A 26,214-nucleotide genomic window follows, 5' to 3' on the forward strand; every position below is an offset into this window, starting at 1 on the left:
CGAACAGCCGCCTTTTCATCAATTTTTCGGGGTCTGTGTTAGGTTGGAAGCCATATCGATCCATTCCGCGCAGATTGCCAAGGAGGCACCGCATGGTCCAGGAACAGCAACCGACCCCGTCATCGCTCGATCCCCAGGCCGCCGGCAAGCGCTCCGCAGGCAAGGACCCGAACAAGGGCTACATCGCCCTGCTCGGGTGGAGTCTCAATGCAATCGACGCAATGGAGCGTTTCGACCGGCGCTATGTCGTCGTCGCGCCGTCCTGGGCCACGGATTATGCCCGCGAGCACGATATTCCCTTCATCGAGTGGGATTTCGAACGGCTCAACGAGCGTTCGCTTGAAATTGCCGAGACGCTCAAGAAGGAAGGTGTCGATGTCTCCGTGCCCCTGTTCGAGGAAACGGTCGAGTGGGCCGGTGCCATCAACTCCGTGCTGATGGGGCAGCCGCGCTTGCACGGTCAGTCCGTGCTGTTCCGCGACAAGGCCCTGATGAAGCGCCGCGCCCATCTGGGCGGTATCCGCGTCGGGGTATTCGAGGAGGCGCACGATCGAGACGACGTCTACCGCTTCCTGCGCCGGGTCAACCAGACGCTGCTCAAGCTCGACGGCGATCCCAACGATCCGATTCACCTTAAGGCTTTCGACCAGGCCGGCTGCCTGGGCCATCGCGTCATCCGCATGCCCGAGGAGATCGAGTCCATTCCGGACACGGACTTTCCGCTGCTGATGGAATCCCATCTCGACGGCTGGGAATTCGCCGTCGAGGCCTGGATTCACGACGGCGAGATCAAGTTCCTCAACATCTCCGAGTACGTCACGCTGGGCTATTCGGTATTCGTGCCGGCCACGCCGGAACTGGAGAGCTGGCGGGACGCGATCACCAGGGAAGTCGAGAAGCTGATCAAGGCCTTCGACATCAAGTTCGGGCTGATCCACCCCGAGTACTTCGTGACCTCCGACGGCACAATGTATTTCGGCGAGGTCGCCTATCGGCCGCCGGGCTTCAAGGCCTTCGAGTTGATCGAACGGGCCTACGGATTCAACGCCTACCAGGCCACGGCACTGATGTTCGATCCCAAGGCGACGAAGGAAGAAGTCGACGCTTTCTTCCCCGAGCCGGTCAAGGGCGCGAAGGGCCATGCCGGTTGCTTCGGCGTGTTCCCCCGCCGGCGCGTGGTCAGTGAACTGGCGTTTCCGGACGAGACCGCCGAGCACCCCTACTTCGAAAGCCACGAGCTCTATCCCCTGGAGGAAGAGGTCGTGGCCGAACGCGAGGCCTTCGGTACCCACTGGGGCCTGGTCTACTTCTTCGGCGATGATCCGCACAAGATGCGCGACCTGCTCAAGCATCAGGAAGACCTGGACTTCTACGTCTAGTCCATAATCGTGGCCACAGGCCGGGAACGGCCCCGCCCCGAGATTCCGCCCATGGAGTACCAGCGCTTGCAGGATGCATCCCGCAACGACCCGGACCTGAACCGGGCCCAGGAACAGTTCGAGTCCGCCCTGGAAAGCGTCGCGCAGGTGACGTCGATTGCCCGGGCGGGGCATTTGCCGCGCCTGTTCAACGCCACGCTCAGGTTGCTCAAGCTGCCCGGCGGGCCCGCGCGCATTCACGGTCATGCCGGGCGATTCGACGAAGCGGGTGTTTTCGAAGGCAGTGACTGGGACCATCCCGAGCGGCTCCAGCCCGATCTCTCCCGCGGCTCGCTGACCGGGGCGGCCGACGCTGTGGCCGTCGAGGCACTGAGCCGATTGCGCATGCTCGCGATTGCCGAAGGCTCCTACGACCACCCCGACCTGGACGCCGCGGGCGCAAGGGATTTCCTCCAGCGCAGCCTGGTGGTCAATCTGGACCTGCTGCAGCCCGACCATACCGAGGCCGGCCGGGCCGGCAAGGGGCAGCGCGAGGCCGTTCGCCAGCTGCTGTCTTTCGAGCTCGATCGGCTCGGTGGTGCAAGCGTGGTCGAGGCCCTGGTCGCCGAAGCCGATGGCATTCTCGAGCAGCGTCCCATCGACGTATCCGCCCCGCGGCAGCTGCTCGATCACGTCGAGTACCTTCTCGAAAGGGAAGACCTGCCCGACAGTGCCTCGCTGCGACGGGGGCGCCAGCTGCTGGCTGCCTGTCACGGTCCGACCGAACTGACCCGGGCGTCGGTGGCCGAATGCATGACCGGCTTCGAAGCGATGACGGCGGACGAGCGCGAGGCCGAGCTCGCTGCGCTCGGGGAGTCGATGGGCGAGACCGGACTGGCCTGTCCCGGTCACGGCGCTATCGTGGCATTGCTGGCGGACAAGGGCAGCGACCGCCAGCTCAGCCTGGCGATGGGGCTGGACGCCGTCGGCAGCGACAGCCTGGATGCATTCAACCAGTTGGTGCGGGCCCTGATACGCGAAGCGGTCGGCCCGGCAACTGCCCAGTGCCTTGTCGGATTGAGCAACCTGCTGGACCGGGGAACGCTGTTCTTCCCGCCTGTGCCCGGAGCGCTGTGGCGACTGACCAGGCTCGAACCCCTGCCCGAGGTCTCCGCGCACCTGCGCGAGGAGTTCGGACACGCCGACCCGCCGTCCGGGCACAGTCTTTTGCTGGCCGGCGTGATCAGCGTGCTCGGCCTGCCGCTGGGCGTCGGCCAGGGCAACAATCCCACCTGCCAGTCTGCGAGGGCCATCAGCCTGTGGGCACAGGTCGACCCGGGTTTCCTGCTCGAAATGGTGACCTGGGCGGCGCGCGACAACGAAATCGACCTGCACTTCGAAGGCGACCTGATCCGCTCGAGCGAATTGACCGAAGGCCTGATCGAGGATTTCCATACCGATCTCGATACCGTCTCGCTCGTGCTCGTGCCGCACCTGGACAAGATCTACTGGGAAATGGGTCGGCGCATCGTCGGCCGCGGCGAGGACGGGCACCGCTGGATCAATCCCGAGTTCCACGGCTGGTGGGTCAATCGGGGGTTTGCCACGACCATCGACTACGCCACCGGCGCAGTCGCGGATTTCGCGGGCTTCATCCGGCAGTTCCACGCTGCGTATCACCCCGACTTCAACGACGGCGCCGAACTGATCTATCCCCAGCCGGCCGGCATCGTCGCGACCGACCCTTTCGGCAACTACGTGGGCCTGCACGCGATCGCCATCCAGCGCGTCGAGCTCGACGACGAAGGCGTGATGCGGGTCTACTTCTACAATCCCAACAACGAGGGCCGGCAGGACTGGGGGCAGGAGATCGTCACCTCCACGCGCGGTCGCGGCGAGATACCCGGCGAGTCGTCGCTGCCCTTCGAGCAGTTCTGTGCGCGCCTGTACGTCTTTCATTACAACGAGCGTGAGCTGGGCGATCCGCTGGCCGTACCGGACGATTCGGTCGAGTCGATCGCGCGAATGGTTCGTGAAAGCTGGGCCCGCGAACGGGCCTGGCACGAAGTGGTTACCCGCTGATGACCGCGCCGCTGGCAGTGGTCTACCACGACGAAATGCTCGAACACCGCCCGCCGGGGCTGGAGCCGGAGCTGCGCGACTACCATGCCCGCAAGTTGCGCGCGCTGCTCGGTGAACTCGTCGTTTCCGGCCCCTGGAAACATCCGGAGCGGCCCGAGCGCCTGTCGGACCTGGTCGAGCACGTCCGTGGCATCGACGATGGCCGCACCCTCTGGATCGAACCCCCGCGCGCCGACGACGAAGCCCTTCTGCGCGCGCACACACCGGGCCATCTGAAGCATCTGGCCCGATTGCGCGGCAAGACGCGCATGCTGTCCCTGGACACCACGGCCGTCTCACCCGGCAGCATCGACGCCGCTTATCGCGCCGCGGGCGCGGCCATGACGGCCGTCGACACTGTGGTCGAAGGCAGGGCGAAAAGTGCCTTCGCCCTCGTGCGTCCGCCCGGGCACCATGCCCGTGCCGCGCATTTTCGCGGCTTCTGCCTGCTCAACAATGTGGCCGTCGCCGCCCGTCACGCCCGCGCCGCCCACGGCCTCGAGCGCGTGCTGATCATCGATTGGGATGTACACCACGGGGACGGCACGGAGTCGATCTTCGAGTCCGATCCCGATGTCCTGTTCTTCGACCTTCATCGCGCCGCGCCCTACTACCCCGGCAGCGGTGCTCTCGAAAACACGGGTCGGGGCAGGGGGCGGGGCACGACCCTGAACGTCCCGCTACCCGAAGGCGCGGGGGACCAGGCCGTGCTGCGCGCCTTCGACGAGATCCTGGAACCGGCCGCGCGACGATTCCGGCCGGACCTGATCCTGGTCTCGGCCGGATTCGACGGCACGCGTGAGCACCTGGCCTGCCGCTGGAGTACGGCCGTCTATGCGCACTTGACGCGGCGGCTGCTCCGCCTGGCCGATGAACTCTGCCGGGGCCGCCTGGCGATGGTGCTCGAAGGCGGCTACCACATCGACCCCATGCGCCGCGCCCTGGAGCAGTGCCTGTTCACGCTGGTCGCCCCCGACCGCGAACTTCCCCCGGTGCAGCGGAATCGAACCGGCTTGCCCGCGGTGGACCGCGCACGCGATTTCTTCGTTGAATCCGGTCTGCTCGGTCGCCGCTGAGGGGGTCAGTCCCCCGAACCGCCGACGCAGGCCGGACCCTGGCCGAACAGCAGCCATCCGAAGGCCACGGCGAACGCAGCGTGGATCGCGAGGGCCACGATCATCGCCACGGGCAGGACGCCGCCGATCAGGGGTTTGAGCAGCGACAGCGTGGCGACGGCGAAGTAGATGAAGTTGCCCGAGGCGAGCGGGCGCGCGTAGATCCCGCCGATCATGGTTCCCTTGGCCATCCAGTTCATGATGGCGAATCCCAGCAGGGCCGCGCCCAGAAGTTTCAGCATGGGCGTTGCGGCGACGCTGATGTCGAGCCCCGTCGCGACCAGCAGGTCGACGCCCGCGAACGATGTCGCGAGTGCCAGCACCAGAAACCAGGCGGCGCTGGCGATCATGAGCCAACGAGTGTTCTGCATTTCGTTCCCCTTGGCGTGGATCCGCGGGCGAGCCTAGCAAAGGTCGGTGATTTCGCTCAAACGCCGCCGCGATACCGGCTTGGGTTTGCCTGCGCCACCCGATAAGATGCCGGTACCGATACGCCATCGACATTGCAGGGGACGCCACATGAACGAAGTGCGGACGCGCGGGGTGACGTCCTGATGGGGCCGAGGCGCAGCCGGGCCTTGACGCGCCTGGACACATTCACGGACGCGGCGTTTGCGTTTGCGGTGACCATGCTCGCCATCTCGATCGACGAGATCCCCGGGTCGTATCCGGAACTGATCGAGGCGCTCAAGGGCGCGCCCGCCTTCATCGTCAGCTTCGCCATGCTGCTGCTGTACTGGCGCGCACACCAGACCTGGAGCGAGCGTTTCGGCCTTGACGACCTGCCGTCCGTGTTGCTGACCGCGGCACTGATCGTCGTCGTGATGATCTACGTCTACCCCTTGAAGATCATGTTCGGTGCCGGATTGAGCTCGGTCAGCGGCGGTTGGTTGCCTTCCAACTTCGACATCGAAACGCACTACCGATTCAGGGTGGTCGCGACGATCTTCAGCATCGGCTTTGCCTGCCTCAGCGGCATCATCGCCGCGTTGTACCTGCACGCCTGGCGAAAGCGCTCAGAGCTGGAGATGTCGGCACCGGAGGCCTTCGACACGGCGGCCGAGAGCCTGGCCTGGGCCATCGTGGCCGGCTGGGGTGGGCTGTCGATCCTGTTGGCATGGACCCTGAACGCCGACTGGTTGCCCCTGGCGGTGTGGATCTACTGCGGCCTTGCCGTGTTCGGCCCCGCCTTTGATTTCTTCCAGCGAAGGGTGGCGAGAAAGCGTTTCGCTTGATCGAAGCAGCGGGCGACATCCCACCCTGGTCGCGCGCGATGCGGTAGGCTTCGATGCGGTTTTCGGCCTGCAGCGGCGGCACGTTTACCGGCCCCCGTCCACTCGTCTAGACTGCGTTCCGGTTGGGGGACGTTGAGCGAGTCATTCTGGAGGCCAGCATAATGTCATTTCCCCAGCGCATCATTGCCGCCCTGTCGGTGGCCGCCGCCGGCCTGTGGGCGGCGCCTGCTCCGGCAGTGGAGTATTTCGTCGCCCCGGGTGGCGACGACGCCGATCCCGGCACGGAGTCCCAGCCCTTCGCGACCATGACGCACGCCATAGATCAGCTTGCCGAGGGCGACACCCTGACCCTGCGCGGCGGCGAGTACCGGCTTGTGGACGAGGACGGCCCCGGTTTCATCGACGTGCCGGGCATCACGATCCAGGGGTTCGCAGGCGAGACCGCCGTGCTGCTCGGATCGGCCAGCACCGACGGCATGACCTGGGATGCCTACAATGCCGACGTCTGGCGTATTCCGGCGGAGTTCCTGTCCAGCGATCCCAAGGGCCTGTTCAACGGCAGCCGCCGCATTGCCCACTCGACCGACTTCAGCAACGGGCGCGATCACAGCGACGTCTCCGAGTTGACCGAACCCGGTTTGTGGACCAAGGCGGACGTCAACGGCGAGCAGTGCGATGACGACAATGCCGGCTGCTATATCTACCTCTACCCGCCGGCAGGCGAGACGCCAGGCGAGGAAACCTACGAGCTGGCCCAGCGCGGCCTGGCGCGGATCGTTGCCGACCACGTCACCTTGCGCAACCTCGAGTTCTATTACACCCAGTCGTCGCCGGTGTTCTTCGAAGGCGCCGACTACGCCGTGATCGAGCACAGTGTTTTCGGCCACAACTCCAACGGCAACGACAACAGCTACGGCCTGCGCATCTGGGACTCGCAGGGCACGATCGTGCGCCACAACCGCGTGTTCGATTCGGTCTATTGGGGCGGGGTGTCCAACAGCAAGGGCATCACGTTCATGGTGTCCAAGCTCGGGGACCCCAACATCGTCGAGTACAACGAGATCCACGACATTCCGGGGTTTGCCGCGGTGGGTACCAAGGGCGGTGTGTCGGGGCTGATCGTGCGCCACAACTACATCCACGACGTCTACGCGGCCATCGAGCCGGGCGACGAGCGTTGCGTCTGGGCGTCCGACAATCCGAGCTGCGAATCGACCGACGAGGAGTACCGTCCCGGGGGGCAGTGGGAGATCTACGGCAATGTCATCGTCAACGCCGAGATCGGCGTGAGGCTCCCCGGCTTCACCAGCGACGGGCACGGCAATCGCGTCTACAACAACGTCTTCCATCAGGGCCGAACGGGGATCGACCTGGGCTGGGATGGTGCCTATGGCAACGTGTTCGCCAACAACATCTTTTCGGCCAACGAAGCGGGTATCTACCTGAGCAGCGGCGGCACCGACACCACGGTGCCCGACTATCTCGACCAGTTCGTGTCCGACAACAACCTCTTCTTCGGCAACAGCCTGGCCGATATCCATCTGCGGCCGAACTGGGGCGGCAATTACTCATCGGGCACGCCCTACTCGCTGGCCGAATTCCGCGATGCCTTCGGGCGCGAGGTGGATTCCATCGCCGGTGACCCGAGCTTCGTCAATGCGCCCTCGGATTTCCACCTGAACAACGACAGCCCGGCACGAGGGCAGGGCGATCGCAGTTTCTGGCCGGGGGCGCCGGCGGTCGATATCGGCGCCCATCCCTTCGGCAGTCTGCTGTTCTTCGACGCCTTCGAGCAGTAGACGACCCATTGATGCTGGGCAGGGTGGGGCCGCCGGCCCGCTCGCGCGAGCGGTTCGCTACAGCCAGCCCTGGTCGCGGGCGATGCGGTAGGCCTCGGTGCGATTGTCGGCCTGCAGCTTGCCGATGGCTTCCGACAGGTAGTTGCGCACCGTGCCCTCGGCCAGGTGCAGGCGCTGGCCGATCTCGGCGTTGCCCAGGCCTTCGCCCGCCAGCCTGAGCACCTGACGCTCGCGGTCGGTGAGCGGGTCGCTGCTGTCGAAGGCGGTCAGCGCCAGTTCGGGATCGATCACCCGCTGGCCTGCGTGGATGCGGCGAATGGCGTCGGCCAACTGTTCGGCCGGCGTTTCCTTGAGCAGGTAACCGCGCACGCCGGCTTCGAGCGCGCGCCTCAGATAGCCGGGTCGCGCGAAGGTGGTCAGGATGGCCACAGCGGTGCCGGGCGCGTTGCCGCGCGCCCAGTCGGCCAGGTCCAGGCCGGTGCTGCCCGGCATCTCGATGTCGGTCAGCAGCAGGTCGGGTTTCTCGGACTCGACCAGGCCACGAGCCTCGTCGCCGCTGGTGGCGCGCCCGACCACCTCGATGTCGTCCTCGAGCTCGAGCAGTGAGGCGAGTGCGCCCAGCAAAAGGGTCTGGTCTTCGGCGAGTACGAGTCGGATCATGCGGCCTCCAGTGGTAAGCGGGCGCTCAGGCTGGACGGGCCGTCGGATCCGATGTCGAGCCGGCCGCCGAGGGATTCGATGCGCGCGCGCATGCCCTGGATGCCGTTGCCGTCCATGCGGATGCTGCCGCCGCCGTCGTCGTCGACCGACAGGTTCAGTTCACCCTGTGAAGCTTCGAGCCGGATGCGGCAGCGGCGGGCCTGCGAGTGACGAATGACGTTGGTGACCGCCTCGCGGATGACCAGGGCCAGCATGCCCTGGGTCTGTGCGGGCAGCTCGACGACCCCGTCGACCTCGATGACCGGGTCGATGTCGGCCGCGCGCAGGCTCAGGCGCATGTGTTCGAGGGTTTCGGCAAGGGTCTGCCGCTGGTAGCCGCTGATGGCCTCGCGTACGTCGGCCAGTGCCTTGCGGGCGCTCTCGCCCATGGAGCGGATCTCCTCGCGCGCCTTGTCGCCGTCGCGCTCGACCAGGCGCTCGGCCAGCTCGCTCTTGACCGCGATCATCGACAGGGTGTGGCCGAGCACGTCGTGCAGGTCGCGCGCGATGCGCTCGCGCTCGGCCACGCGAGCCAGGCGCTTGATCTCTGCCTGGCTGAGCTTGAGCTCGGCGTTCTTGCGCCCCTGTTCGGCGAAGAAGATATTGGTCAGGCCGATAATGATGCTGATGAAAACGCCCGGCAGCCAGTAGAAGGGTTCGGGCCGGGCCAGGGGCGCGATCAGGCCCGCGAAGGCGGCCACGCCGAGGACGACCCAGACCGATCGTCTCGGTGGCCCCACCAGGTGGGCAAAGGCGGCGGCGTAGATGAACAGCACGCTGGCGCCGGCGTTGGCCCAGCTCCAGGCCGCGGCCATCGCGGTGATGGCGACGATGTGCGCCAGCGCCGTGCGGCGGGTCCGGCTCCGGAACGCGCTGAAGTACAGGACGAGGAAAACGGCAATGGTCGCCATGCCCAGGGTCATCTCGACCGGGCCGACAGGGCGGAAGTACCACTCGACGAAGAAGAAGCTCAGATAGACCAGCCAGACGTAGGCCGTCCAGCCCTGGCCGCTTTCGGGGGGCACCAGGGACTCGTGAATTCTCTTGAGGCGTTGTCGGGCGCTCATCGACGGTTTCCTTCGACGGCCCGGTCGGCCCGGGCCTGCCTGAATTGTAGTGCCATCGCGGGCTATTCCACCGAGTCACCGGGCGGAAAGCCGTTTTTCCAGACTGCAGCGATGCGAGCCGTGTGCCGGATGTCTTCGAGCGGGTTGCCGTCGACGACGACCAGGTCGGCGCGGCAACCCGGCTTCAGGCAGCCGCGACCTTCCAGCCCGAATTCGCGTGCAGGCAGGCCCGTCGCCGAGCGCAGCGCCTCGGCGGGTGTCAGACCCGCTTCCACCAGCAGGGCCAGTTCGTGGTGCAGGCTCGGGCCGTGGGCCGTGCCGGGGTTGCCGGCGTCGCTGCCGGCCAGCAGGGGCACGCCGGCTTCGTGCAGCTTGCGGATGTTGTCGAAGACCACCGGCCAGCGCGCGCTGCGCATTCCGGAACCCGGAAAGGACTGCGCGAGCATGGTCTGCTGCTGCGGCGAGATCCGGCCCTCGGCGTGGTCGCCGTTGGTGAGCCAGTCGGGGACGGACTGGCCGTGGCTCGCGGCCAGCACGGGCGTCGTGGGCACGATCCAGATCCCGGCCTCGCTTGCCATCTCGATGAATTCATCGTCGACGGGCTGGTCGGCGAACAGGTGCACCAGTCCGTCGACGCCGGCGCGGACCGCCATCTTCGCGGCCGATTGCGTCGACGCGTGGGCGACGGCCAGCACGTCGTTGGCGTGAGCGGCTTCGACCAGGGCCTCGACCATGGCTGCGTCCAGGGTCGGCAGCGGCCGGCCCCAGGTCGAGCCGTCCTCGATGATGATCTTGATGTAGTCCGAGCCTTCCTCGAGGCGCTGCTCGACCCACGCTTCGGCCGTCTCGGGCGATTCGGGGACGGGCACGGGCAATCCGTACTGGGTGCCGTGGCCGCCCTCGGCGGTGGCCAGGTAGCCGGCCGAGAACAGGTCGGCCTGGTCGGTGGGCTGCAGCGACTCGCGCTGATTGATGATCAACGGCTGGTCGGTGGGCGCGCGGAACATATCGAGCAGGGTGGTCACGCCCATGCGCAGGGCGTCGCTGCGGGCATTGCCGTAGGCGTGGACGTGGGCGTCGATCAGGCCCGGAAGCACGGTCCGGCCCCGGCCCTCGACGACCGTCGCGTCTTCGGGGACGGTTACCTGCGGGCCGATCCCGGCGATTCGCCCATCGCTGATGAGCAGCGTGGCTTGTTCGATCATGCGCTCGCCGTCGAACACGCGCACGTCGGTGAAGGCCGTCATGCCCCGCTTGCCGTCGACCGGCCCGGGCAGGAGCAGCAGGGTGGCGATCGCGGCGAGCACGATGGCGATGATTCCGTAAAGGCTTCTCATGGTCCTGGACTCCTGTCAGGAAACGCCGGCGAGCCGGCGCCAGCCCAGCGCCGTCATCACGGCAAAGACCAGCCCGAAGACGCCCAGCACGGCCAGGGAGTGGCCCCAGTCGGCCGGCTTCGCGCCGGTGATGTCGAGCGCCAGCGCGGCCAGGTGATAGGGCGGCAGCCACTCGGCCACCGACTGCAGCCAGCCCGGGAAGACCGTCGAGGGAATCCACAGGCCCGAGAGGAAACCCAGCGGCAGGTAGACGATATTGAGCACCGCCGGCGCGGCGTTGGGGCTCAGCCACAGACCGAGCGCCAGACCCATCAGGCAGAAGGGCAGGGCGCCAAGGGTGAGTATTCCGGCCAGTCCGAGCCATTGGCTCGTCTCCAGGCGGACTTCGCCGAAGGCCGCGGCCAGCGCGGCCATCATCACCACGATGACGATCGCGAACAGGAGCGCGCCGAAGGCCTTGCCGGCGATGACGGCCGACACCGGGGCCGGCGAGGCCCGCAGGAGCAATAGCCAGCCCTGGGCGCGCTCGGTGGCGATGCTCACGCCGAAGGAGAACAGCGCCGCGCCCATGACGCCGAAGGTGGCGAAGGTGCACAGCAGCCACAGCGACTGGCCGCGCAGCATCAGCAGCCCGAAGAAGACGTAGAACATCACCGGGAAGAGCAGCGTGGGCAGGGTGTAGGCCGGCGTGCGCAGCAGGTTGAGCCACTGCGCGCGGATGAGCTGGATCGAGGGATTGGCGGCGTTCATGCGGCCTCCTGTTCGGGTTGGGCGGAGTCGGTCAGGGCGAGAAAGGCGGTCTCCAGGTCGGCGCCGGCCACTTCGAGATCGTCGACGGTGTCGTCGGCGGCGAGGAGGGCACGAACCGTGTCGATGCCGCGGCGGCTGAGGATTTCGACGCGATCCTCGCCGGCGTGCACGGCCTGGACGGCCGGCAGGGTGCGCAGTTTCTCCTTCGGCAGCGCGGTGCGGGCGAGGATGCGGTCGCTGGGCACGCGCCGGCGGATGGCGTCGGGCGAGCCCTGATCGAGAACGCGGCCGCGGTCGAGCACGACGACGTGGTCGGCCAGTTTCTGCGCCTCGTCCATGAAGTGCGTGCACAGCAGGATCGAGACCCCGGCGCGGCGGCGCGCCTCGATGGCGCGCCACAGGATCCGGCGCGCGGCGGGGTCAAGGCCGGTCGTCGGCTCGTCGAGGATCAGCCAGTCCGGCCGGCCGACGACGGCCAGCGCGAAGAGCGCGCGTTGTTTCTGGCCGCCCGAGAGGCGGTCGAAGCGGCGGTCGGCGAGATCGACCAGGTCGAGTTCATCGAGCAGGCCGATCTGCGAATCCGGTTCGGGGTAGAAGCTGGCGAACAGGGCCAGCAGCTCGGACACCGTCAGGTTGTCCTGTACGCCGCTGGCCTGGAGCATGACGCCGATGCGCCGCTGCGCCTCGGTGCGGCCCGGCTCGAGATCGCCGAACAGGCTGATCTTCCCGCGCTGAACGGAGAGGATGCCCAGCAGCAGGTGGATCAGCGTGGTCTTGCCCGCGCCGTTGGGGCCGAGCAGGGCGGTGACGCGACCGCCGTGAAGGGTCAGGTCGATGCCGGCCAGCGCCGGCGTCGACCCGTAGTCGTGGTGCAGTGCCGAACACTCGGCGACGACTGGCTTGTCCATGTGGTTTGCTCCCGATCAAGTGTCGGGAACAGTCTGGGCAAGCCGGCCGCTTCGTCCCAGTGACGCGCCTCAGGAATCGGGCATGACATTTGTCACTCGCGTCCGGCCTGCTCCATCGCTTCGCGCATGAACCGGTCGGCGACCTGCCGTGCTGGCCGGTCCTTGAGGCCTTCCCAGTACGCCACGAATTCGGGTCGCTCATCCATCGTGCCGAACTGCATGCCCCAGCCGATGTGCGAGCCGACGTAGACGTCGGCGGCGCTGAAGCGATCGCCGGCGATGTAGCGGCGGTCGCGCACCGCGCCGGCCAGGGTGTCGAGCGTGGCCTCGAGGGTGCCGAAGCCCAGCGTCCGCTGGTTCTCCTCGCTGGGCTCGAAGCCGCAGGCGCGCGTGCTGACCGCCGCCTCGACCGGGCCGGCGGCGAAGAACAGCCAGCGGTAGTAGTCGGCTCGATTCTTCGGGTCCGGCGCCAGGCCGGCCTCCGGAAAGGCGTCGGCCAGGTAGGCGCAGATGGCGGCCACTTCCGTGACCACCTTGCCGCCATGGACGATGGCCGGCACCTTGCCCATCGGGTTGACGGCCAGGAAATCGTCGGACTTCATGGGCGCGCCGTAGTCGACGACTTTCAGCTCATAAGGCTGCCCGACTTCCTCGAGCATCCAGTGGGCAATGCCGCCGCGCGACATCGGGTTGGTGTAGAAAACCAGTTCGCTTGTCACCTTTTTCTCTCCCCGGAATGCGGCACGCTCAGTTCGTGCCGGAGAAATTGTCGTTGAACAGGCGGTCGATGGCGCGGTCGACGACCTGAAGGTCGGCTTCGACGCTCTCGGTGCCGATGGTGACCTGGAAGCCGTCGTCCGGCCCGGGTACACCGCGGCTCGTCGGCATGTTGCCGCCCGTCGTGGTCACGCTACTGTAAGCCGGAGAGACGTCCGGCACCAGCGTGTAGGTGCCGGGCGGCAGGGCCGTGGTCTGGTAGCGGGCGTTGAAGAATTCGAGCTTGTAGCTGCCCACGAAATCGCCGGTGTCGGTATAGACCTCGACCTTGCCGCGCGGAATGGCGAATCCGCTGGGCACTTCGAGGATCTGTCCGGAGATGACCGGGCCCGAAGTGACTTCGAGGTTGCCCACGGAGTGGTCAGTGCTGCCGTCGAGCGTGATCATGGTGCCCGTGGTCGGGTCGCACAGCGCCTCGGAACAGTTGCCGGCAGCGCCGTGAACCTTGTCGAAGTACGCGAACTGGACGCCGTAGTGACCGGGACCCACCGACGAGCTCATGCTAGTGCGCACGTAGTAGTCGCCGGCCGGCAGCGCGCCGAAGCGGAAGTCGCCGTTGGCGTCGGTCATCACGACCGACAACGTTTCCCCCGAGGCATCCACGACACGGACGATGGTCTCTGCGATCGGATTGTTCGTGCCGGCATCCACGACCGTGCCGTCGATATGGCTGCCGGTGGTGATCTCCATGATGATCGAAGTCGTGTTGCCGGCGGTCACCGATACGGTGCTGGCGGCCGACAGGTCGCAGTCGATACCGGCACAGGGCTCGTCCGGGTAGACGGCGTCCGTGTAGTTGTCCAGCGCCTCGTCCGAGTAGAAATCGGGGTGACTGATTGAGTCGCCGAGGAATTCTCCGTAGGTGCGAACGAAGTAGTTGCCGGGCGGAATTGCGGCAGAGGGTTCCAGCGACACCGCGCCGGTAGCGTCAGTGACGATATCGGCGCCACCGACCACTTGACCGCTTGCATCGATGACGTCGTAGGAACCAAGATCCGCATTTGCGGGAGAACCCGCCGGAATGCCGTTGGTGTCGGCATCGATGATGATGCCTTCGACCTGCCCGCCCTGGCTGAGCGTTCGTGCCGGAAGTGAAAGGCTGGCGCCGGCGGGAACGGTCAGCGGCGTGCCGCGAGCGCGTTCGCAGCCGCCCCAGGGACAATGCAGCCCATTGTGCAGTTCGCGCAAGTAGGGGTTGTGGTTGATCGGGCCGAGCTGGATGTAGTAGCTGCCGCCACGCAGGCCGTTGAACGCCCAAGCCGTTTCGGGGAGCTGAGGCGAATCAATGAAGCGGAATGTCTTGTGCTGGCCGGAGCCGTCGTACAGATAGATCAATTTCTCGATATCGGGAGGGTTGAGGTTGCCGGTGATCGTGGCCCCCGGTGCGAGGACGAAATCCACACCCGTGGTCGTCGAACCCGACGAGATATGGACGGTGTCGGTGTTTCCCAGAGGACAACTGCCCAGTTCACAGGTCCGGTCGTTCCATGCCTCGGCTACATAATTGTCGACGTACAGCGGGAAGTCTCCAATTCGCGGCTCGGCAATGACGTGATAATCGCCGGGTTCGATGGCCAGTGAACTCGAATAACTTCCGTCGCTGGCGGTGGTCGCGCCGAAATGACTGGAGTACTCACGGAACGAGCCCTCCTGGAAAACGCGGATTCGGGCATTCTCGAGCCCGGAGCCGGTGTCTTCGGCGGTGATTGTTCCTGAAAGTCGCCCGCCGGCATCGAGCGCAATGTCGATACCGGTCAGCGAGTCCCCACTGCTGAGCGTGATCTCTCCGCCGGCCACGCATTTGAAGTAGCAGGGAAGTGGATCCGTAATTCCGTGGCGGGCCGGCGCGTGATCAGGGCCCGCGGCTTCCACGATGATGTCGCGGGTTTCGCCCGCCGGTACCGAAACGGTGATCGAGTACCCACCGGAGGCGTTGGTCGTGTCCGTGATGAAGGGCGAGTTGCCGCCGGTTGTCGGGTCGGAAATGGCAACCGTGGCGCCGGCGATCGGGTCGCCGCTGCCGCTCTCGGTGATCGTGCCCTCGATCGTGGCCGACTGGCCGAAGGTCGGGCCTGCCCAGGCAAGGCACAGGAAAGCGAATACCGCGATCGGCGGGCAATGGAGTGGCTTCCGTTGTCGCATGGGTTCTCCGGGTCATCTCTGGCAATTGATGTCGATAGGCCGCAATCGAGGCAGCCTTCCATCCACCCTATACGCAATCCGGGACATCTTCATGCCGCCGCTGAATTGTCACCCCGTCGCGCTGTCACTAGATAAGATGGGTGGCGGGCGGTTGGCCCGGTTGGCAGAACTGGAGCGAATGGAATGAGTGAAAGGACTGAATCGAGCATTTACGGGCGCCGGGGCCGAGCATGGCTGGTGCTGCTGTTGGGCGTCGTGCTGGCGATGCCGGCTGTCGCCGCCGAGGCGCCCTCGTTCATGCGCATGAAAACGGGCGCCGAAGGCGAGCCGAAGGCCCTGCAGGTGGGGCTGGCCCGCTATCGCGACGACGCCGGCCGCACGCTCGATCTCGTCGGCGCGGTGCACGTGGCTGACCGCGATTACTTCCAGGACCTCGACCGACGTTTCGAGGACTATGACGTGGTGCTCTACGAGCTCGTCGGCGACCCGGACGGCGGGGAGAGGCGCCCCGCCGGCGTCGGGTTGAACCTGGTCGGGCTGATGCAGGGCGGCATGAAGGAGGCGATGGGCCTGGCCTTCCAGCTCGAGGAAATCGACTACGAACGCGATAACTTCGTCCACGCCGACATGACGGCCGGCGAGTTCAGCGCGAGCATGCGTGATCGCGACGAGTCCTGGACCGGCACCTTCGTGCAGCTTTGGGCCGCCTCGGTACTTTCCCAGGACGCCGCCGCCCAGCAGGCACAGATGCTCGAAGTGCTGTTCGCCAGCGACCGCCAGCTGGCCTTCAAGCGCCTCATGGCCGAATCGATGATCGACCAGGCGCGCGTGCTGGAGGTGCTCGCCGGCGAGGACGGTTCGGTGCTGATCACCGAACGCAATCGCAAGGCGCTTTCGGTGCTCGAGCGTGAGCTTGGAGACGGCGCCCGCAATCTCGCGCTGTTCTACGGCGCCGGCCACCTGCCCGATTTCCACCGACGCCTGACCGGCGAGCTCGGCTTCGAACTCGAGGTCGTCGAATGGCTCGACGCGTGGGACCTGAGAGGCGAATGAGTTCTGCGCGCAACTCGGTGCTCCCCACGCGCTTCCGCTATCGCCTCAGCCCGGTCAACATGAAGCGCGGCCTCTGGATCGTTTTCGTTTCGCTGGCCGTGCTGATCGGTCTCGGGATGCTCGGCTCCGAGAGCCTGGGCGAGACGATCCTGGAAGACCTGCAGGAGCAGCCCGCCTGGGCGCTCGGTGCCGCGCTCGTCGGCATTGTGGCGCTGGTCGCGCTGATCGGCCGGATCGTGTCGCTGGCACGCGAGGCCTGGCTGACGGTCGATTCGAGCGGCATTCAGTGCTCGCCCCACAAGCACCATGGTCCGCGGAACTGGCTGCGCCAGGACTGGCAGCTGCCCTGGTCGGCCATCGACAAGGCGATCGTCCAGCGGCCCGGACCGAAGGCCCAGCACGTCCAGAGCTGGATCAATACCACGCTCACGCTCGAGAGCGGGCAGGGACAGCACGACCTCGCCCTGCTGCTCTGGGATCCGGTGGATGATCCGCTCGAGCGCCCCGGCCTCACAGCCTTCCGTCCGGGTACGCGGCTTCACGAGATGACCGAGACACATCCGCTGATCCGCCACCTGGAACAGCGCGGCATCGAGATCGATTACCAGCCGCTGGGCTTTCGCGGTCGATGGGGCATGGGCAAGCCGTCCGAGGATCGACCCGAGGCGGGCGCCGGCGATGCGCCGGTCGACCTGTTCAATTTCAAGTCGCTGGTGTTGATGCTTTCGTTGATGGGTGCGATTGCCGTGGCGGCTGCGCTGCACTTCATGGTCCTGCCGCCGATCCGCCCGCTGTGGTCGCCCGCCTGGGGGATGATGGCGCTGGCCGGCAGCGCGGTCTTTCTGGCCGGAGCGCTGTTGCCGCGCGCCGCCCCCGTGCGGGAGAGAACGGTCGTTGCCCTGTTGCTGGGTGCAACGGTCGGGGCGCTTGCGCACCCGCTGTCGGTCCGCCTGGAGGCCATGACCGCTGAAGCGCCGCAGACGGTGGACTACGTCGTGGCGGCGCCCGGCGTGTTCGAGCCGATCGATTCCGGGCTCCCCGCACTCGATCTAAGCGACCTCGAAGTGCCCGAGTACTGGAACAGTTTGCCGGACGGAGAAATCCATCCCTTCGATCTGCAGCGCACCGGGGAGTCCCGGTATGTCCTGAGGCTGGGCCCACTGTTCGAACGGACCCGCGCGTTCTATGCCGGCCGGGAGGCCGACTAGGCAAGGTCAGCTGCAGGCCGTTCCCGACTGACCGGCCACGCCGTCGCCATCGACCATCGCTTTGAGTACCGCCGTGGATCGGACCGGGCGGAGGCGTTCGCGCTCGGGATTCGGCGATAACCGGTCTCCGAGCAACGCCATCAGGGCCTTGCCCGGTTCGGAAACCTGCTCGAACACGAATTCGATCCGTTCGTGCACCGACTTCGGGGGCCACACCCCGTCGACGCGGATGCTCAGGGCCATGCACACCAGTACCAGGAAGATCACGAGAAACGTTCGCATGGCTGAACTCCTTGCGGCCATTTTTGCCGCCTGTCCTGTTGCTATGACGTCCGGAGAGGACATTTGGTTGCATTCGGTCGCGCCGACACCGGTCGCGATGGGTGCTAGACTGCCCGCGCGCCGGCGCGGCCTTGCACGCTGGCGGATGTGATCCCTGACGGAAACGTGGATGGATGTTCTTTTCTGGCTGATCGTGGCCCTGGCTTCGACGGGCATCGTCTGGGTCGGCAGCGGCCTGCTCGAATCCTCGAGCGCACGGCTTTCGGCCTGGTATTCGCTGCCCGAGATCGTGCAGGGGGCGATCGTGGTGGCCATCGGCTCGAGCTTTCCCGAACTGGCCACCGTGGTGATGTCGACGCTGCTGCACGGTGAGTTCGAGCTCGGTGTCGCGGCCATCGTCGGCTCGGCCCTGTTCAACATCCTGATCATTCCCGCGATCTCTGGCCTCGTCAGCAAGGAGCAACTGCGCGCCAACCGTGACCTTGTCTACAAGGAAGCGCAGTTCTACATGATCGCGGTAGCGGTGCTGACGCTGACCTTTTCGTTCGCAGCGATCTACCACCCGATTTCTTCCGGCGACGGTTCGATCCGCGGCGAGATGACGCGCTGGCTGGCCCTGATGCCGTTGGCGCTCTACGCGCTCTACATCTTCGTGCAGTACCACGACACCATCGACCAGCCCGAGGAAGTCGACACGACCGGGATCCGTCCCGGCCGGGAATGGGCCAGGCTCGGCGGATCGCTGCTGGTCATCCTGGTCGGCGTCGAGGGCCTGATCCGGGCAGCGGTGAGTTTCGGCGAGATCTTCGACACGCCCTCGTTCCTGTGGGGCATCACGGTGGTCGCCGCCGGCACTTCCATTCCCGATGCCTTCGTCTCGATCCGGGCGGCCCGCAAGGGGCGGGCGGTCACCAGCATTGCCAACGTGCTCGGCAGCAACACCTTCGACCTGCTGGTCTGCATTCCGGTGGGTGTGCTGATTGCGGGTACGGCGGTGATCAACTTCTCGATCGCCGCGCCGATGATGGCGGTGCTGACGGTCGCGACCGTGGCGCTGTTCCTGATGATGCGCACGCACCTGGTGCTTTCCCGAGCGGAGTCCTGGGTGCTGCTGGTGATCTACGTGCTGTTCGTTGCCTGGGTCAGCGGAGAAAGCTTCGGCCTGGTCGACTGGGTGCCCACCCTGCCTCCCGACTGAGCACGTTCGGCGATTGACAGGTTTTCGCGTGGCCTGTCTATACTGGTTCCATGAACGCTGATGCAATCGTGATCGGTGGTGGCCTGGCCGGCCTCGTGGCGGCCTGCGAGCTGTGTGATGCGGGCAAGCGGGTGATCGTGCTCGAGCAGGAGGGCGAGAACAGCCTGGGCGGCCAGGCGTTCTGGTCGCTGGGCGGCCTGTTCTTCGTCGACAGCCCCGAGCAGCGTCGCATGCGCATTGCCGACAGCCCGGAACTGGCCCTGCAGGACTGGCTGGGTTCGGCGCAGTTCGACCGCGAAGAGGACTACTGGCCGCGCAAGGTGGCCGAAGCCTACATCGATTTCGCCGCCGGCGAGATGCGGCCCTGGCTGCACTCGATGGGCATGCGCTGGTTTCCCGTCGTCGGCTGGGCCGAGCGCGGCGGGGCGCTGGCGAACGGACACGGCAATTCCGTGCCGCGCTTCCACATCACCTGGGGTACCGGCCCCGGCGTGGTCAAACCCTTCGTCGATCGTCTGATGGCTCACGTGGAAGCCGGCCGGGCCGAAGTGCGTTGCCGTCATCGCGTGACCGAACTGCACACCGCCTCCGGCGCGGTTTCCGGCGTGAGCGGCGACATCCTCGAGCCGTCGACGGTGCAACGGGGCGAGCGTTCGGGCCGCGAGGTGATCGACGCCTTCGAGCTGGCCTGCGGCTGCGTGATCGTGACCTCCGGCGGCATCGGCGGCAACCACGACCTGGTGCGCAAGAACTGGCCGGTCGATGCACTCGGCCCGGCGCCGAAGCGCATGGTCGCCGGCGTGCCGCATCACGTCGACGGGCTGATGATCGACGTCGCCCGCTCGGCGGGTGCGGCGGTGATCAACGCCGACCGGATGTGGCACTACACCGAAGGCGTGCAGAACTGGAACCCGATCTGGCCCAACCACGGCATCCGGATTCTGCCCGGTCCCTCGTCGCTGTGGTTCGACGCAAACGGCGAGCGTCTCGAAGCGCCCTGCATGCCGGGTTTCGACACCCGGTCGACGCTCAAGCGGATCCTGTCCACCGGGTACGAGCATTCCTGGTTCATTCTCAACCGCGAGATCATCCGCAAGGAATTCTCGCTGTCGGGCTCGGAACAGAACCCCGACCTGACCGGCGCGAAGTGGTCGCTGGTCATAAAGAACCGCAAGGGCGGTCGGGTGCCGCCGACGGTGCAGGCCTTCATGGATCACGGCGAGGACTTCGTCGTCGCCGACGATCTGACCGAGCTTGTCGAGGGGATGAACCGCATCACCCCGGACACCCCGCTCGATCTCGACCGCATCCGCGGCCAGATCGAGGCCCGTGATCGGGAAGTCGCCAACCCGTATTCGAAGGATGTCCAGATCACCGCGATCCATGGCGCGCGTCGTTACCTGGGCGACAAGCTGATCCGCACCGCCAAACCCCATCGCCTTCTCGATCCCGACAAGGGGCCGCTGATCGCCGTGCGGCTCAACATTCTCACGCGCAAGACCCTGGGCGGGCTGCACACCGACCTGGACTCACGCGTGCTCGACGCGGCGGGTGAACCCATCGACGGGCTATACGCTGCCGGCGAGTGCGCGGGTTTCGGCGGCGGCGGATACCACGGGTACAACGCCCTGGAAGGCACCTTCCTGGGCGGCTGCATCTTTTCGGGCCGCAACGCGGGCCGGCACGCGGCCGGTCGCGAGTGAAGCGCTGTTCCGGCTAGCGCAAAGCCCGACACCACCGTATCGGCAGAACGGACCCTGCTGCTGGCCTGCAAGCGGCGGGAACCAGAACACCCATCAGGCTGTATCACATGACGAAGATCGAAATCTCAACCGAACGTGCCTCGGACATTCCGATGATCCACGCCGTCCATTCGGAGGCCTTCGAGACCGAGGCGGAGGCGCGCCTGGTCGATCGGCTGCGCCAGAGCGCCGACCCTTTCTTGTCGTTGGTCGCGCGTTTCGGTGATGTCGTTGTGGGCCACATCCTGTTCACGCCCGTCCATCTGGCCGATCGGGGCAAGGCCGGGCTGCTCGGCCTGGCCCCGATGGCGGTGTTGCCCGCTTTCCAGGGCCAGGGCATCGGCGGGCAACTGATCGAGCGGGGATTGGCGGCGGCGCGTGAACTCGGCGCGCGGGGTGTCGTCGTCCTCGGCCACGCCGCTTACTACCCGCGTTTCGGATTCCGGCCGGCCTCCGAGTTCGGCCTGTCCAACGAGTTCCGCGCGCCGGCCGAGAACTTCATGGCGCTGGAATTGGTGCCGGATGGATTGAGTGCGGCCTCCGGCCAGGTTCGTTACCACGCCGCTTTCTCCGGTTCCGCCTGATCCTCATCACCCGGCGGGATCCATCGGTCTCCCACGGAGTCGGCAATACGCTGCAGTATGGTGATTCCGAAGGGCTTTCCCTGCCGGACACGTGCACGGGCAGTCGGTACAATAGCCGGCCCGAACAAGCAAAACGCCCCGCGAGAGGACTGGCATGGTGCAACAGTATCCCCATCCCGACGACATCGATTCGCAGGAGACTCAGGAGTGGCTCGAGTCGCTGGCCGCGGTCGTCGACCGTGACGGCCCGGAGCGAGCGCACTTTCTGCTCGAACGCTGTGTCGAGCTCGCTCGTCGATCCGGGGCGCATCTGCCGTTCGACCTGACGACCGCCTACATCAACACGATTCCGCCGCATCGCGAGCCCAACATGCCAGGCGACGGCTCGCTGGAGCGGCGCATTCGTTCGATCATCCGCTGGAACGCCATGGCCATGGTCGTTCGCGCCGCGCGCCGAGGCGGTGAACTGGGTGGGCATATCGCCAGCTTCGCCTCGGCGGCCACGCTCTACGACGTGGGCTTCAATCATTTCTTCAAGGGGCCGGATCACGAGGACGGCGGCGACCTGGTCTACATCCAGGGCCATTCCTCGCCGGGCATCTATGCCCGCGCCTTTCTCGAGGGGCGCCTGAGCGAGGAGCAGCTCGACGGCTTCCGCCAGGAAGTCGACGGCGAGGGCATCAGCTCCTATCCGCATCCCTGGCTGATGCCGGATTTCTGGCAGTTTCCGACGGTGTCGATGGGCCTGGGCCCCATCATGTCGATCTACCAGGCGCGTTTCCTCAAGTACCTGACCAACCGCGGTATCACCGACGCGAGCAAGCGCAAGGTCTGGAGCTTCCTGGGCGACGGCGAGATGGACGAGCCCGAATCGCTGGGCGCGATCTCGCTCGCCGGCCGCGAGAAGCTCGACAACCTGGTCTTCGTGGTCAACTGCAACCTGCAGCGTCTCGACGGTCCGGTGCGCGGCAACGGCAAGATCATCCAGGAGCTGGAAGGCTTCTTCCGGGGTGCGGGCTGGAACGTCGTCAAGGTCATCTGGGGCTCCTACTGGGATCCGCTGCTGGCGCGCGACACCAAGGGCCTGCTGCGCCGCCGCATGGAAGAAGCGCTCGACGGCGACTACCAGAAGTACAAGGCCAACGACGGCGCCTACGTGCGCGAGCATTTCTTCGGCGCATACGACGAATTGAAGGAAATGGTCGCCGATATGTCCGACGAGGACATCTGGCGGCTCAACCGCGGTGGCCACGATCCGCACAAGATCCACGCGGCCTACCACGCCGCGACTCACACCGAAGGCCGCCCGACCGTCATCCTGGCCAAGACGATCAAGGGTTACGGCCTGGGTGAATCGGGCGAGGGTCAGAACATCTCGCACCAGCAGAAGAAGCTCGACGACGAGGGCGTGAAGTACTTCCGCGATCGTTTCAACGTGCCGGTCTCCGACGAAAGCCTCTCCGAGGTGCCGTACTTCCATCCCGGCGAGGACTCCGAGGAAGTGAAGTACATGAAGAAGCGGCGGGAAGAACTCGGCGGCTTCCTGCCTCAGCGCAAGGTCGAAGCGGAGAAGCTCGAGGTGCCGGGCCTGGACGATTTCTCCAAGGTGATGGAATCGAGCGGCGAGCGCGAGATCTCGACCACCATGGCCTTCGTGCGCTGCCTGACCGTGATGCTGCGCGACAAGAACATCAAGAAGCACGTCGTGCCGATCATCTGCGACGAGGCGCGCACCTTCGGCATGGAGGGGCTGTTCCGCCAGATCGGCATCTACGCTCCCTTCGGGCAGCTCTACGAGCCGGTCGATTCGGACCAGCTTGCTTATTACAAGGAAGCCAAGGAAGGCCAGGTCTTGCAGGAAGGCATCACCGAAGCCGGTTCGATGAGCTCCTGGATCGCCGCGGCGACCAGCTACGCCTCGACCGGCGTGCCGATGATTCCCTTCTACGCCTTCTACTCGATGTTCGGATTCCAGCGCATCCAGGACCTGGCCTGGGCGGCCGGCGACATGCGCGCCAAGGGCTTCCTCATCGGCGGCACGTCGGGGCGAACCACCCTCAACGGCGAAGGCCTGCAGCACGAGGACGGCCACAGCCAGGTGCAGGCCGGGCTGATTCCCAACTGCGTGTCCTACGACCCGACCTTCGCCTACGAGCTGGCGGTGATCCTGCAGGACGGCCTGCGTCGCATGTACGGTGAGGGCGAGGATGTCTACTACTACATCACCGTGCTCAACGAGAACTATCCGCAGCCCGACATGCCCGAGGGTGCCGAGGAAGGCATTCGCAAGGGCATGTACCTGTTCCGCGAGGGCGGAAACGACAAGGACAAGCCGCGCGTCCAGCTGATGGGATCCGGTTCGATCCTGCGTGAAGTGATCGCAGCGGCCGACATCCTGAAGGACGACTACGGCGTCGAAGCCGACATCTGGTCGGTGACGAGCTTCAACGAGGTGCGCAAGGAAGGCTACGAGGTCAGCCGGCGCAACCGGCTCAAACCCGACGAATCGTCGAAGACGCCCTATGTCACCGGCCTGCTCAAGGATCGCCAGGGCCCCGCGATCGCAGCGACCGATTACGTACGCGCTTTCGCCGACCAGGTGCGCGAGTTCGTCCCCCAGGATGAATACATCGTTTTGGGCACCGACGGTTACGGCCGCTCGGATACGCGCGAGAACCTGCGCCGATTCTTCGAGGTGGATCGCTACAACGTGGCCTGGGCCGCGCTGGTCGGGCTCAACCGTGAAGGCAAGTTCGACGACGACAAGCTGGTCAAGGCCAGAAGCGCGCTGAACATCGATCCCGAAAAGCCGTTGCCGACGACGGTATGACGGCAAACGGGTATGGGCGCGCAGGTCACGGACTCAGACAGACAACGAGACGAATGCGATGAGCAATAGACAAGAGATCAAGGTCCCCGATATCGGCGATTTCGACAAGGTGCCGGTCATCGAGGTGCTGGTATCGGAAGGCGACGAGATCGAGAAGGAGCAGTCGCTGGTCACCCTCGAGTCGGACAAGGCGACCATGGAAGTGCCTGCTTCGACGGGCGGCAAGCTCGTCGAGCTGAAGGTTTCCGAGGGCGATGAGGTCGGGGAAGGCGATGTCATTGCCGTTGTCGAAGTGGCTTCGGAGAGCGAGTCGGAGGCTTCCGATGACGATGGCTCCGGGGATGAAGAAGAAAAGGGTTCAGGGGCGTCTTCGGATGACACTGAGGAGGCTGATGGATCCGCTGGCTCCGACAATGGCGACGAAGCCCGCCCTGAAACCCGAAACCTGAAACCTGAAACCTCATCCGACGGAGACGGCGAACGCTCAGCCAGTAAGGGGTCCGCTAGAGGCGATGAGCTGCCAGCTCCGCCGGTGCCTTTCGACGGCATGGATCAGGATCCTTCGAAGCTGCCGCACGCCTCGCCGGCGGTGCGCAAGCTCGCGCGCGAGTTGGGGGTCGATCTGACCGGCGTTTCGGGGTCGGGCCGCAAGGGTCGAATTACCGAGGAGGATTTGAAGGGTCACGTCAAGCAGACGATGGAATCCGGCGGCGCTGGCGCAGCCGGCGGTGTCGGCCTGAACATTGCCGAGCCGCCGCAGGTCGACTTCTCGAAGTTCGGCGAGATCGTCGAAGAGAAGCTTTCGCGCATCAAGCAGATTTCCGGCCCCAACCTGCATCGCAACTGGGTGTCGATTCCGCACGTCACGCAGTTCGACGAGGCCGACATCACCGAGATGGAGGCCTTCCGCAAGGCCAACAAGAAGGCCGCCGAGGACGCCGGCACCAAGATGACGCCGCTGGTCTTCCTGATCAAGGCGGTGGTCGCTGCGCTGAAGCAGTTTCCGCACTTCAATGCCTCGCTGTCGAACGACGGCAAGTCGCTCATCAAGAAGAAGTACTTCCACATCGGCGTGGCCGTCGACACGCCCAACGGCCTGGTCGTGCCGGTCATCCGGGATGCCGACCGGAAGGGCCTGATCGAGCTGGCGCAGGAACTCACCGACCTGTCCACGCGCGCCCGCGACGGCAAGCTCAAGGGCGATGAGATGAAGGGTGGCTGCTTCTCGATTTCGAGCCTGGGCGGCATCGGCGGCACGGCGTTCACGCCGATCATCAACGCCCCCGAACTGGCCATCCTGGGCGTGTCGCGCTCGGAGACGAAGCCGGTCTGGGATGGTGGGGCGTTCCAGCCGCGCCTGATGCTGCCGCTGTCGCTGTCCTACGACCACCGGGTGATCGATGGCGCGGACGCGGCGCGCTTCACCCGCTACCTGGCCGAGCAGCTCGAGGATTTGAGGCGCCTGCTGCTTTGAGCCAGCACCGCACCGGTTTCGGCATGATGCTGGCCGCCGCGGTCGGCTTCCTGCTGTTGCTGACATTCGTGTTTTCGGGCCTGATCGATGATCGGCGCAACCCCAACCAGCAGGTGCAGAGCCAGCGCGTGGGCGGTGGCGTGGAGGTCGTCCTGGATTCCGACCGGCAGGGACATTTCATCGCCAGCGGCGCCATCAACGGCCGCGACGTGACTTTCCTGGTCGACACCGGGGCCACGCTGGTGTCCGTGCCCGAGGACATGGCCGATGAGCTCGGCCTGGAGCGCATGGCCCGAATCGGCCTGGAAACCGCCGCCGGCCCGGTCACCGGCTGGATGACGCGCATCGACGAGGTGCGCCTGGGCGAGATTGTGCAGCGCGATGTGCGTGCCGCGATCAGCCCCGGCCGCAGCGAAACGATCCTGCTGGGGATGAGCTTCCTGCGGGATCTGGAGATGACCCAGTCCGACGGCCAGTTGCGCCTGATGACAAACTGATTGACCGAGTTTATGGAAGCCGCAGATCACGGTGATTT

At 65.9% G+C, this 26,214-nt stretch carries 22 protein-coding genes; 13 read left to right on the forward strand and 9 right to left on the reverse strand.

Features of this window, described 5'->3' with window-relative positions; translation table 11 throughout:
* Positions 1-92: 92 nt before the first annotated feature.
* The 3 genes from DZC52_RS07050 to DZC52_RS07060 are packed head-to-tail and all read left to right on the forward strand — an operon-like array spanning position 93 to position 4,555.
* Positions 93-1,379: an ATP-grasp domain-containing protein gene (locus DZC52_RS07050; protein WP_245960784.1), complete on the forward strand. Its 1,287-nt coding sequence runs from the start codon at positions 93-95 to the stop codon at positions 1,377-1,379.
* A 51-nt stretch (positions 1,380-1,430) separates the two neighbouring features.
* Complete coding sequence (locus tag DZC52_RS07055) at positions 1,431-3,440, forward strand: hypothetical protein (RefSeq protein ID WP_116650424.1); 2,010 nt, start codon at positions 1,431-1,433, stop codon at positions 3,438-3,440.
* Positions 3,440-4,555, forward strand: coding sequence for a histone deacetylase family protein (locus DZC52_RS07060; protein WP_116650425.1), 1,116 nt, complete (start codon positions 3,440-3,442; stop codon positions 4,553-4,555). Before DZC52_RS07055 ends, DZC52_RS07060 begins: the two co-directional genes overlap by 1 nt.
* Positions 4,556-4,560: 5 nt before the next feature.
* Here DZC52_RS07060 and DZC52_RS07065 read toward each other — a convergent pair whose 3' ends face one another.
* The gene (locus DZC52_RS07065; protein ID WP_181918830.1) at positions 4,561-4,944 is read right to left on the reverse strand and encodes a hypothetical protein; all 384 of its coding nucleotides are present in this window, start codon (positions 4,942-4,944) and stop codon (positions 4,561-4,563) included.
* A gap of 204 nt (positions 4,945-5,148) precedes the next feature.
* Between DZC52_RS07065 and DZC52_RS07070 the strand changes: the two genes are divergently transcribed.
* Both DZC52_RS07070 and DZC52_RS07075 read left to right on the forward strand, forming a co-directional pair.
* Entirely contained in the window at positions 5,149-5,829 is a 681-nt protein-coding gene (locus DZC52_RS07070; RefSeq protein ID WP_116650427.1) for a TMEM175 family protein, read from the forward strand.
* Between the two features lie 161 nt (positions 5,830-5,990).
* On the forward strand, positions 5,991-7,628 hold the full coding sequence (locus DZC52_RS07075; protein WP_116650428.1) for a right-handed parallel beta-helix repeat-containing protein: 1,638 nt from the start codon (positions 5,991-5,993) through the stop codon (positions 7,626-7,628).
* Between the two features lie 57 nt (positions 7,629-7,685).
* On the opposite strand, the gene DZC52_RS07080 is transcribed toward DZC52_RS07075, so the two are convergent.
* From DZC52_RS07080 to DZC52_RS07110, 7 genes are all read right to left on the reverse strand, one after another.
* Complete coding sequence (locus tag DZC52_RS07080; RefSeq protein ID WP_116650429.1) at positions 7,686-8,288, reverse strand: response regulator transcription factor; 603 nt, start codon at positions 8,286-8,288, stop codon at positions 7,686-7,688.
* Positions 8,285-9,394, reverse strand: coding sequence for a sensor histidine kinase (locus tag DZC52_RS07085; protein WP_116650430.1), 1,110 nt, complete (start codon positions 9,392-9,394; stop codon positions 8,285-8,287). Before DZC52_RS07085 ends, DZC52_RS07080 begins: the two co-directional genes overlap by 4 nt.
* Before the next feature lie 62 nt (positions 9,395-9,456).
* The gene (locus DZC52_RS07090; RefSeq protein WP_116650431.1) at positions 9,457-10,731 is read right to left on the reverse strand and encodes an amidohydrolase family protein; all 1,275 of its coding nucleotides are present in this window, start codon (positions 10,729-10,731) and stop codon (positions 9,457-9,459) included.
* Between the two features lie 15 nt (positions 10,732-10,746).
* On the reverse strand, positions 10,747-11,481 hold the full coding sequence (locus DZC52_RS07095) for an ABC transporter permease (RefSeq protein ID WP_116650432.1): 735 nt from the start codon (positions 11,479-11,481) through the stop codon (positions 10,747-10,749).
* On the reverse strand, positions 11,478-12,389 hold the full coding sequence (locus DZC52_RS07100) for an ABC transporter ATP-binding protein (protein WP_116650433.1): 912 nt from the start codon (positions 12,387-12,389) through the stop codon (positions 11,478-11,480). The genes DZC52_RS07095 and DZC52_RS07100 overlap by 4 nt, the downstream gene beginning before the upstream one ends.
* Positions 12,390-12,481: 92 nt before the next feature.
* Complete coding sequence (locus DZC52_RS07105; protein WP_220338292.1) at positions 12,482-13,108, reverse strand: glutathione S-transferase family protein; 627 nt, start codon at positions 13,106-13,108, stop codon at positions 12,482-12,484.
* Positions 13,109-13,136: 28 nt separating this feature from the next.
* A complete protein-coding gene (locus DZC52_RS07110; protein ID WP_116650434.1) occupies positions 13,137-15,308 on the reverse strand; it encodes a carboxypeptidase-like regulatory domain-containing protein in 2,172 nt (723 codons plus the stop codon).
* Positions 15,309-15,491: 183 nt separating this feature from the next.
* On the opposite strand from DZC52_RS07110, the gene DZC52_RS07115 reads away from it, so the two are divergent.
* Positions 15,492-16,361 carry a hypothetical protein gene (locus DZC52_RS07115; protein WP_147307632.1) on the forward strand — a complete coding sequence of 290 codons (870 nt, stop codon included), beginning with the start codon at positions 15,492-15,494 and terminating at the stop codon, positions 16,359-16,361.
* Positions 16,358-17,569 carry a hypothetical protein gene (locus tag DZC52_RS07120; protein WP_116650436.1) on the forward strand — a complete coding sequence of 404 codons (1,212 nt, stop codon included), beginning with the start codon at positions 16,358-16,360 and terminating at the stop codon, positions 17,567-17,569. The genes DZC52_RS07115 and DZC52_RS07120 overlap by 4 nt, the downstream gene beginning before the upstream one ends.
* Before the next feature lie 6 nt (positions 17,570-17,575).
* On the opposite strand, the gene DZC52_RS07125 is transcribed toward DZC52_RS07120, so the two are convergent.
* Entirely contained in the window at positions 17,576-17,851 is a 276-nt protein-coding gene (locus DZC52_RS07125; RefSeq protein WP_116650437.1) for a hypothetical protein, read from the reverse strand.
* 169 nt (positions 17,852-18,020) lie between these two features.
* On the opposite strand from DZC52_RS07125, the gene DZC52_RS07130 reads away from it, so the two are divergent.
* From DZC52_RS07130 to DZC52_RS07155, 6 genes are all read left to right on the forward strand, one after another.
* Entirely contained in the window at positions 18,021-19,049 is a 1,029-nt protein-coding gene (locus DZC52_RS07130; protein ID WP_116650438.1) for a sodium:calcium antiporter, read from the forward strand.
* Between the two features lie 50 nt (positions 19,050-19,099).
* Positions 19,100-20,752, forward strand: coding sequence for an FAD-binding dehydrogenase (locus DZC52_RS07135; protein WP_116650439.1), 1,653 nt, complete (start codon positions 19,100-19,102; stop codon positions 20,750-20,752).
* 107 nt (positions 20,753-20,859) lie between these two features.
* On the forward strand, positions 20,860-21,375 hold the full coding sequence (locus DZC52_RS07140; protein ID WP_116650440.1) for a GNAT family N-acetyltransferase: 516 nt from the start codon (positions 20,860-20,862) through the stop codon (positions 21,373-21,375).
* Positions 21,376-21,529: 154 nt separating this feature from the next.
* Positions 21,530-24,205 (forward strand): pyruvate dehydrogenase (acetyl-transferring), homodimeric type, encoded by a 2,676-nt coding sequence (aceE, locus tag DZC52_RS07145; RefSeq protein ID WP_116650441.1) that lies wholly within the window; start codon positions 21,530-21,532, stop codon positions 24,203-24,205.
* 58 nt (positions 24,206-24,263) lie between these two features.
* Complete coding sequence (locus DZC52_RS07150; RefSeq protein ID WP_116650442.1) at positions 24,264-25,679, forward strand: dihydrolipoyllysine-residue acetyltransferase; 1,416 nt, start codon at positions 24,264-24,266, stop codon at positions 25,677-25,679.
* Complete coding sequence (locus DZC52_RS07155) at positions 25,676-26,176, forward strand: retropepsin-like aspartic protease family protein (protein WP_220338293.1); 501 nt, start codon at positions 25,676-25,678, stop codon at positions 26,174-26,176. The genes DZC52_RS07150 and DZC52_RS07155 overlap by 4 nt, the downstream gene beginning before the upstream one ends.
* Positions 26,177-26,214: the final 38 nt, after the last annotated feature.

Source organism: Wenzhouxiangella sediminis (genome assembly GCF_003410055.1).
GTDB classification, from domain to species: Bacteria; Pseudomonadota; Gammaproteobacteria; order Xanthomonadales; family Wenzhouxiangellaceae; genus Wenzhouxiangella; species Wenzhouxiangella sediminis.

Bases quoted from the DNA above. Each gene is read 5' to 3' on its own strand.
- DZC52_RS07060 (WP_116650425.1), top strand. From the start codon at position 3,440: ATGACCGCGCCGCTGGCAGTGGTCTACCACGACGAAATGCTCGAACAC.
- DZC52_RS07115 (WP_147307632.1), top strand. From the start codon at position 15,492: ATGAGTGAAAGGACTGAATCGAGCATTTACGGGCGCCGGGGCCGAGCA.
- DZC52_RS07085 (WP_116650430.1), bottom strand. From the start codon at position 9,394: ATGAGCGCCCGACAACGCCTCAAGAGAATTCACGAGTCCCTGGTGCCC.
- aceE (WP_116650441.1), top strand. From the start codon at position 21,530: ATGGTGCAACAGTATCCCCATCCCGACGACATCGATTCGCAGGAGACT.
- DZC52_RS07150 (WP_116650442.1), top strand. From the start codon at position 24,264: ATGAGCAATAGACAAGAGATCAAGGTCCCCGATATCGGCGATTTCGAC.
- DZC52_RS07075 (WP_116650428.1), top strand. From the start codon at position 5,991: ATGTCATTTCCCCAGCGCATCATTGCCGCCCTGTCGGTGGCCGCCGCC.
- DZC52_RS07070 (WP_116650427.1), top strand. From the start codon at position 5,149: ATGGGGCCGAGGCGCAGCCGGGCCTTGACGCGCCTGGACACATTCACG.
- DZC52_RS07095 (WP_116650432.1), bottom strand. From the start codon at position 11,481: ATGAACGCCGCCAATCCCTCGATCCAGCTCATCCGCGCGCAGTGGCTC.
- DZC52_RS07090 (WP_116650431.1), bottom strand. From the start codon at position 10,731: ATGAGAAGCCTTTACGGAATCATCGCCATCGTGCTCGCCGCGATCGCC.
- DZC52_RS07120 (WP_116650436.1), top strand. From the start codon at position 16,358: ATGAGTTCTGCGCGCAACTCGGTGCTCCCCACGCGCTTCCGCTATCGC.
- DZC52_RS07100 (WP_116650433.1), bottom strand. From the start codon at position 12,389: ATGGACAAGCCAGTCGTCGCCGAGTGTTCGGCACTGCACCACGACTAC.
- DZC52_RS07135 (WP_116650439.1), top strand. From the start codon at position 19,100: ATGAACGCTGATGCAATCGTGATCGGTGGTGGCCTGGCCGGCCTCGTG.
- DZC52_RS07110 (WP_116650434.1), bottom strand. From the start codon at position 15,308: ATGCGACAACGGAAGCCACTCCATTGCCCGCCGATCGCGGTATTCGCT.
- DZC52_RS07130 (WP_116650438.1), top strand. From the start codon at position 18,021: ATGGATGTTCTTTTCTGGCTGATCGTGGCCCTGGCTTCGACGGGCATC.
- DZC52_RS07125 (WP_116650437.1), bottom strand. From the start codon at position 17,851: ATGCGAACGTTTCTCGTGATCTTCCTGGTACTGGTGTGCATGGCCCTG.
- DZC52_RS07055 (WP_116650424.1), top strand. From the start codon at position 1,431: ATGGAGTACCAGCGCTTGCAGGATGCATCCCGCAACGACCCGGACCTG.
- DZC52_RS07140 (WP_116650440.1), top strand. From the start codon at position 20,860: ATGACGAAGATCGAAATCTCAACCGAACGTGCCTCGGACATTCCGATG.
- DZC52_RS07080 (WP_116650429.1), bottom strand. From the start codon at position 8,288: ATGATCCGACTCGTACTCGCCGAAGACCAGACCCTTTTGCTGGGCGCA.
- DZC52_RS07065 (WP_181918830.1), bottom strand. From the start codon at position 4,944: ATGATCGCCAGCGCCGCCTGGTTTCTGGTGCTGGCACTCGCGACATCG.
- DZC52_RS07050 (WP_245960784.1), top strand. From the start codon at position 93: ATGGTCCAGGAACAGCAACCGACCCCGTCATCGCTCGATCCCCAGGCC.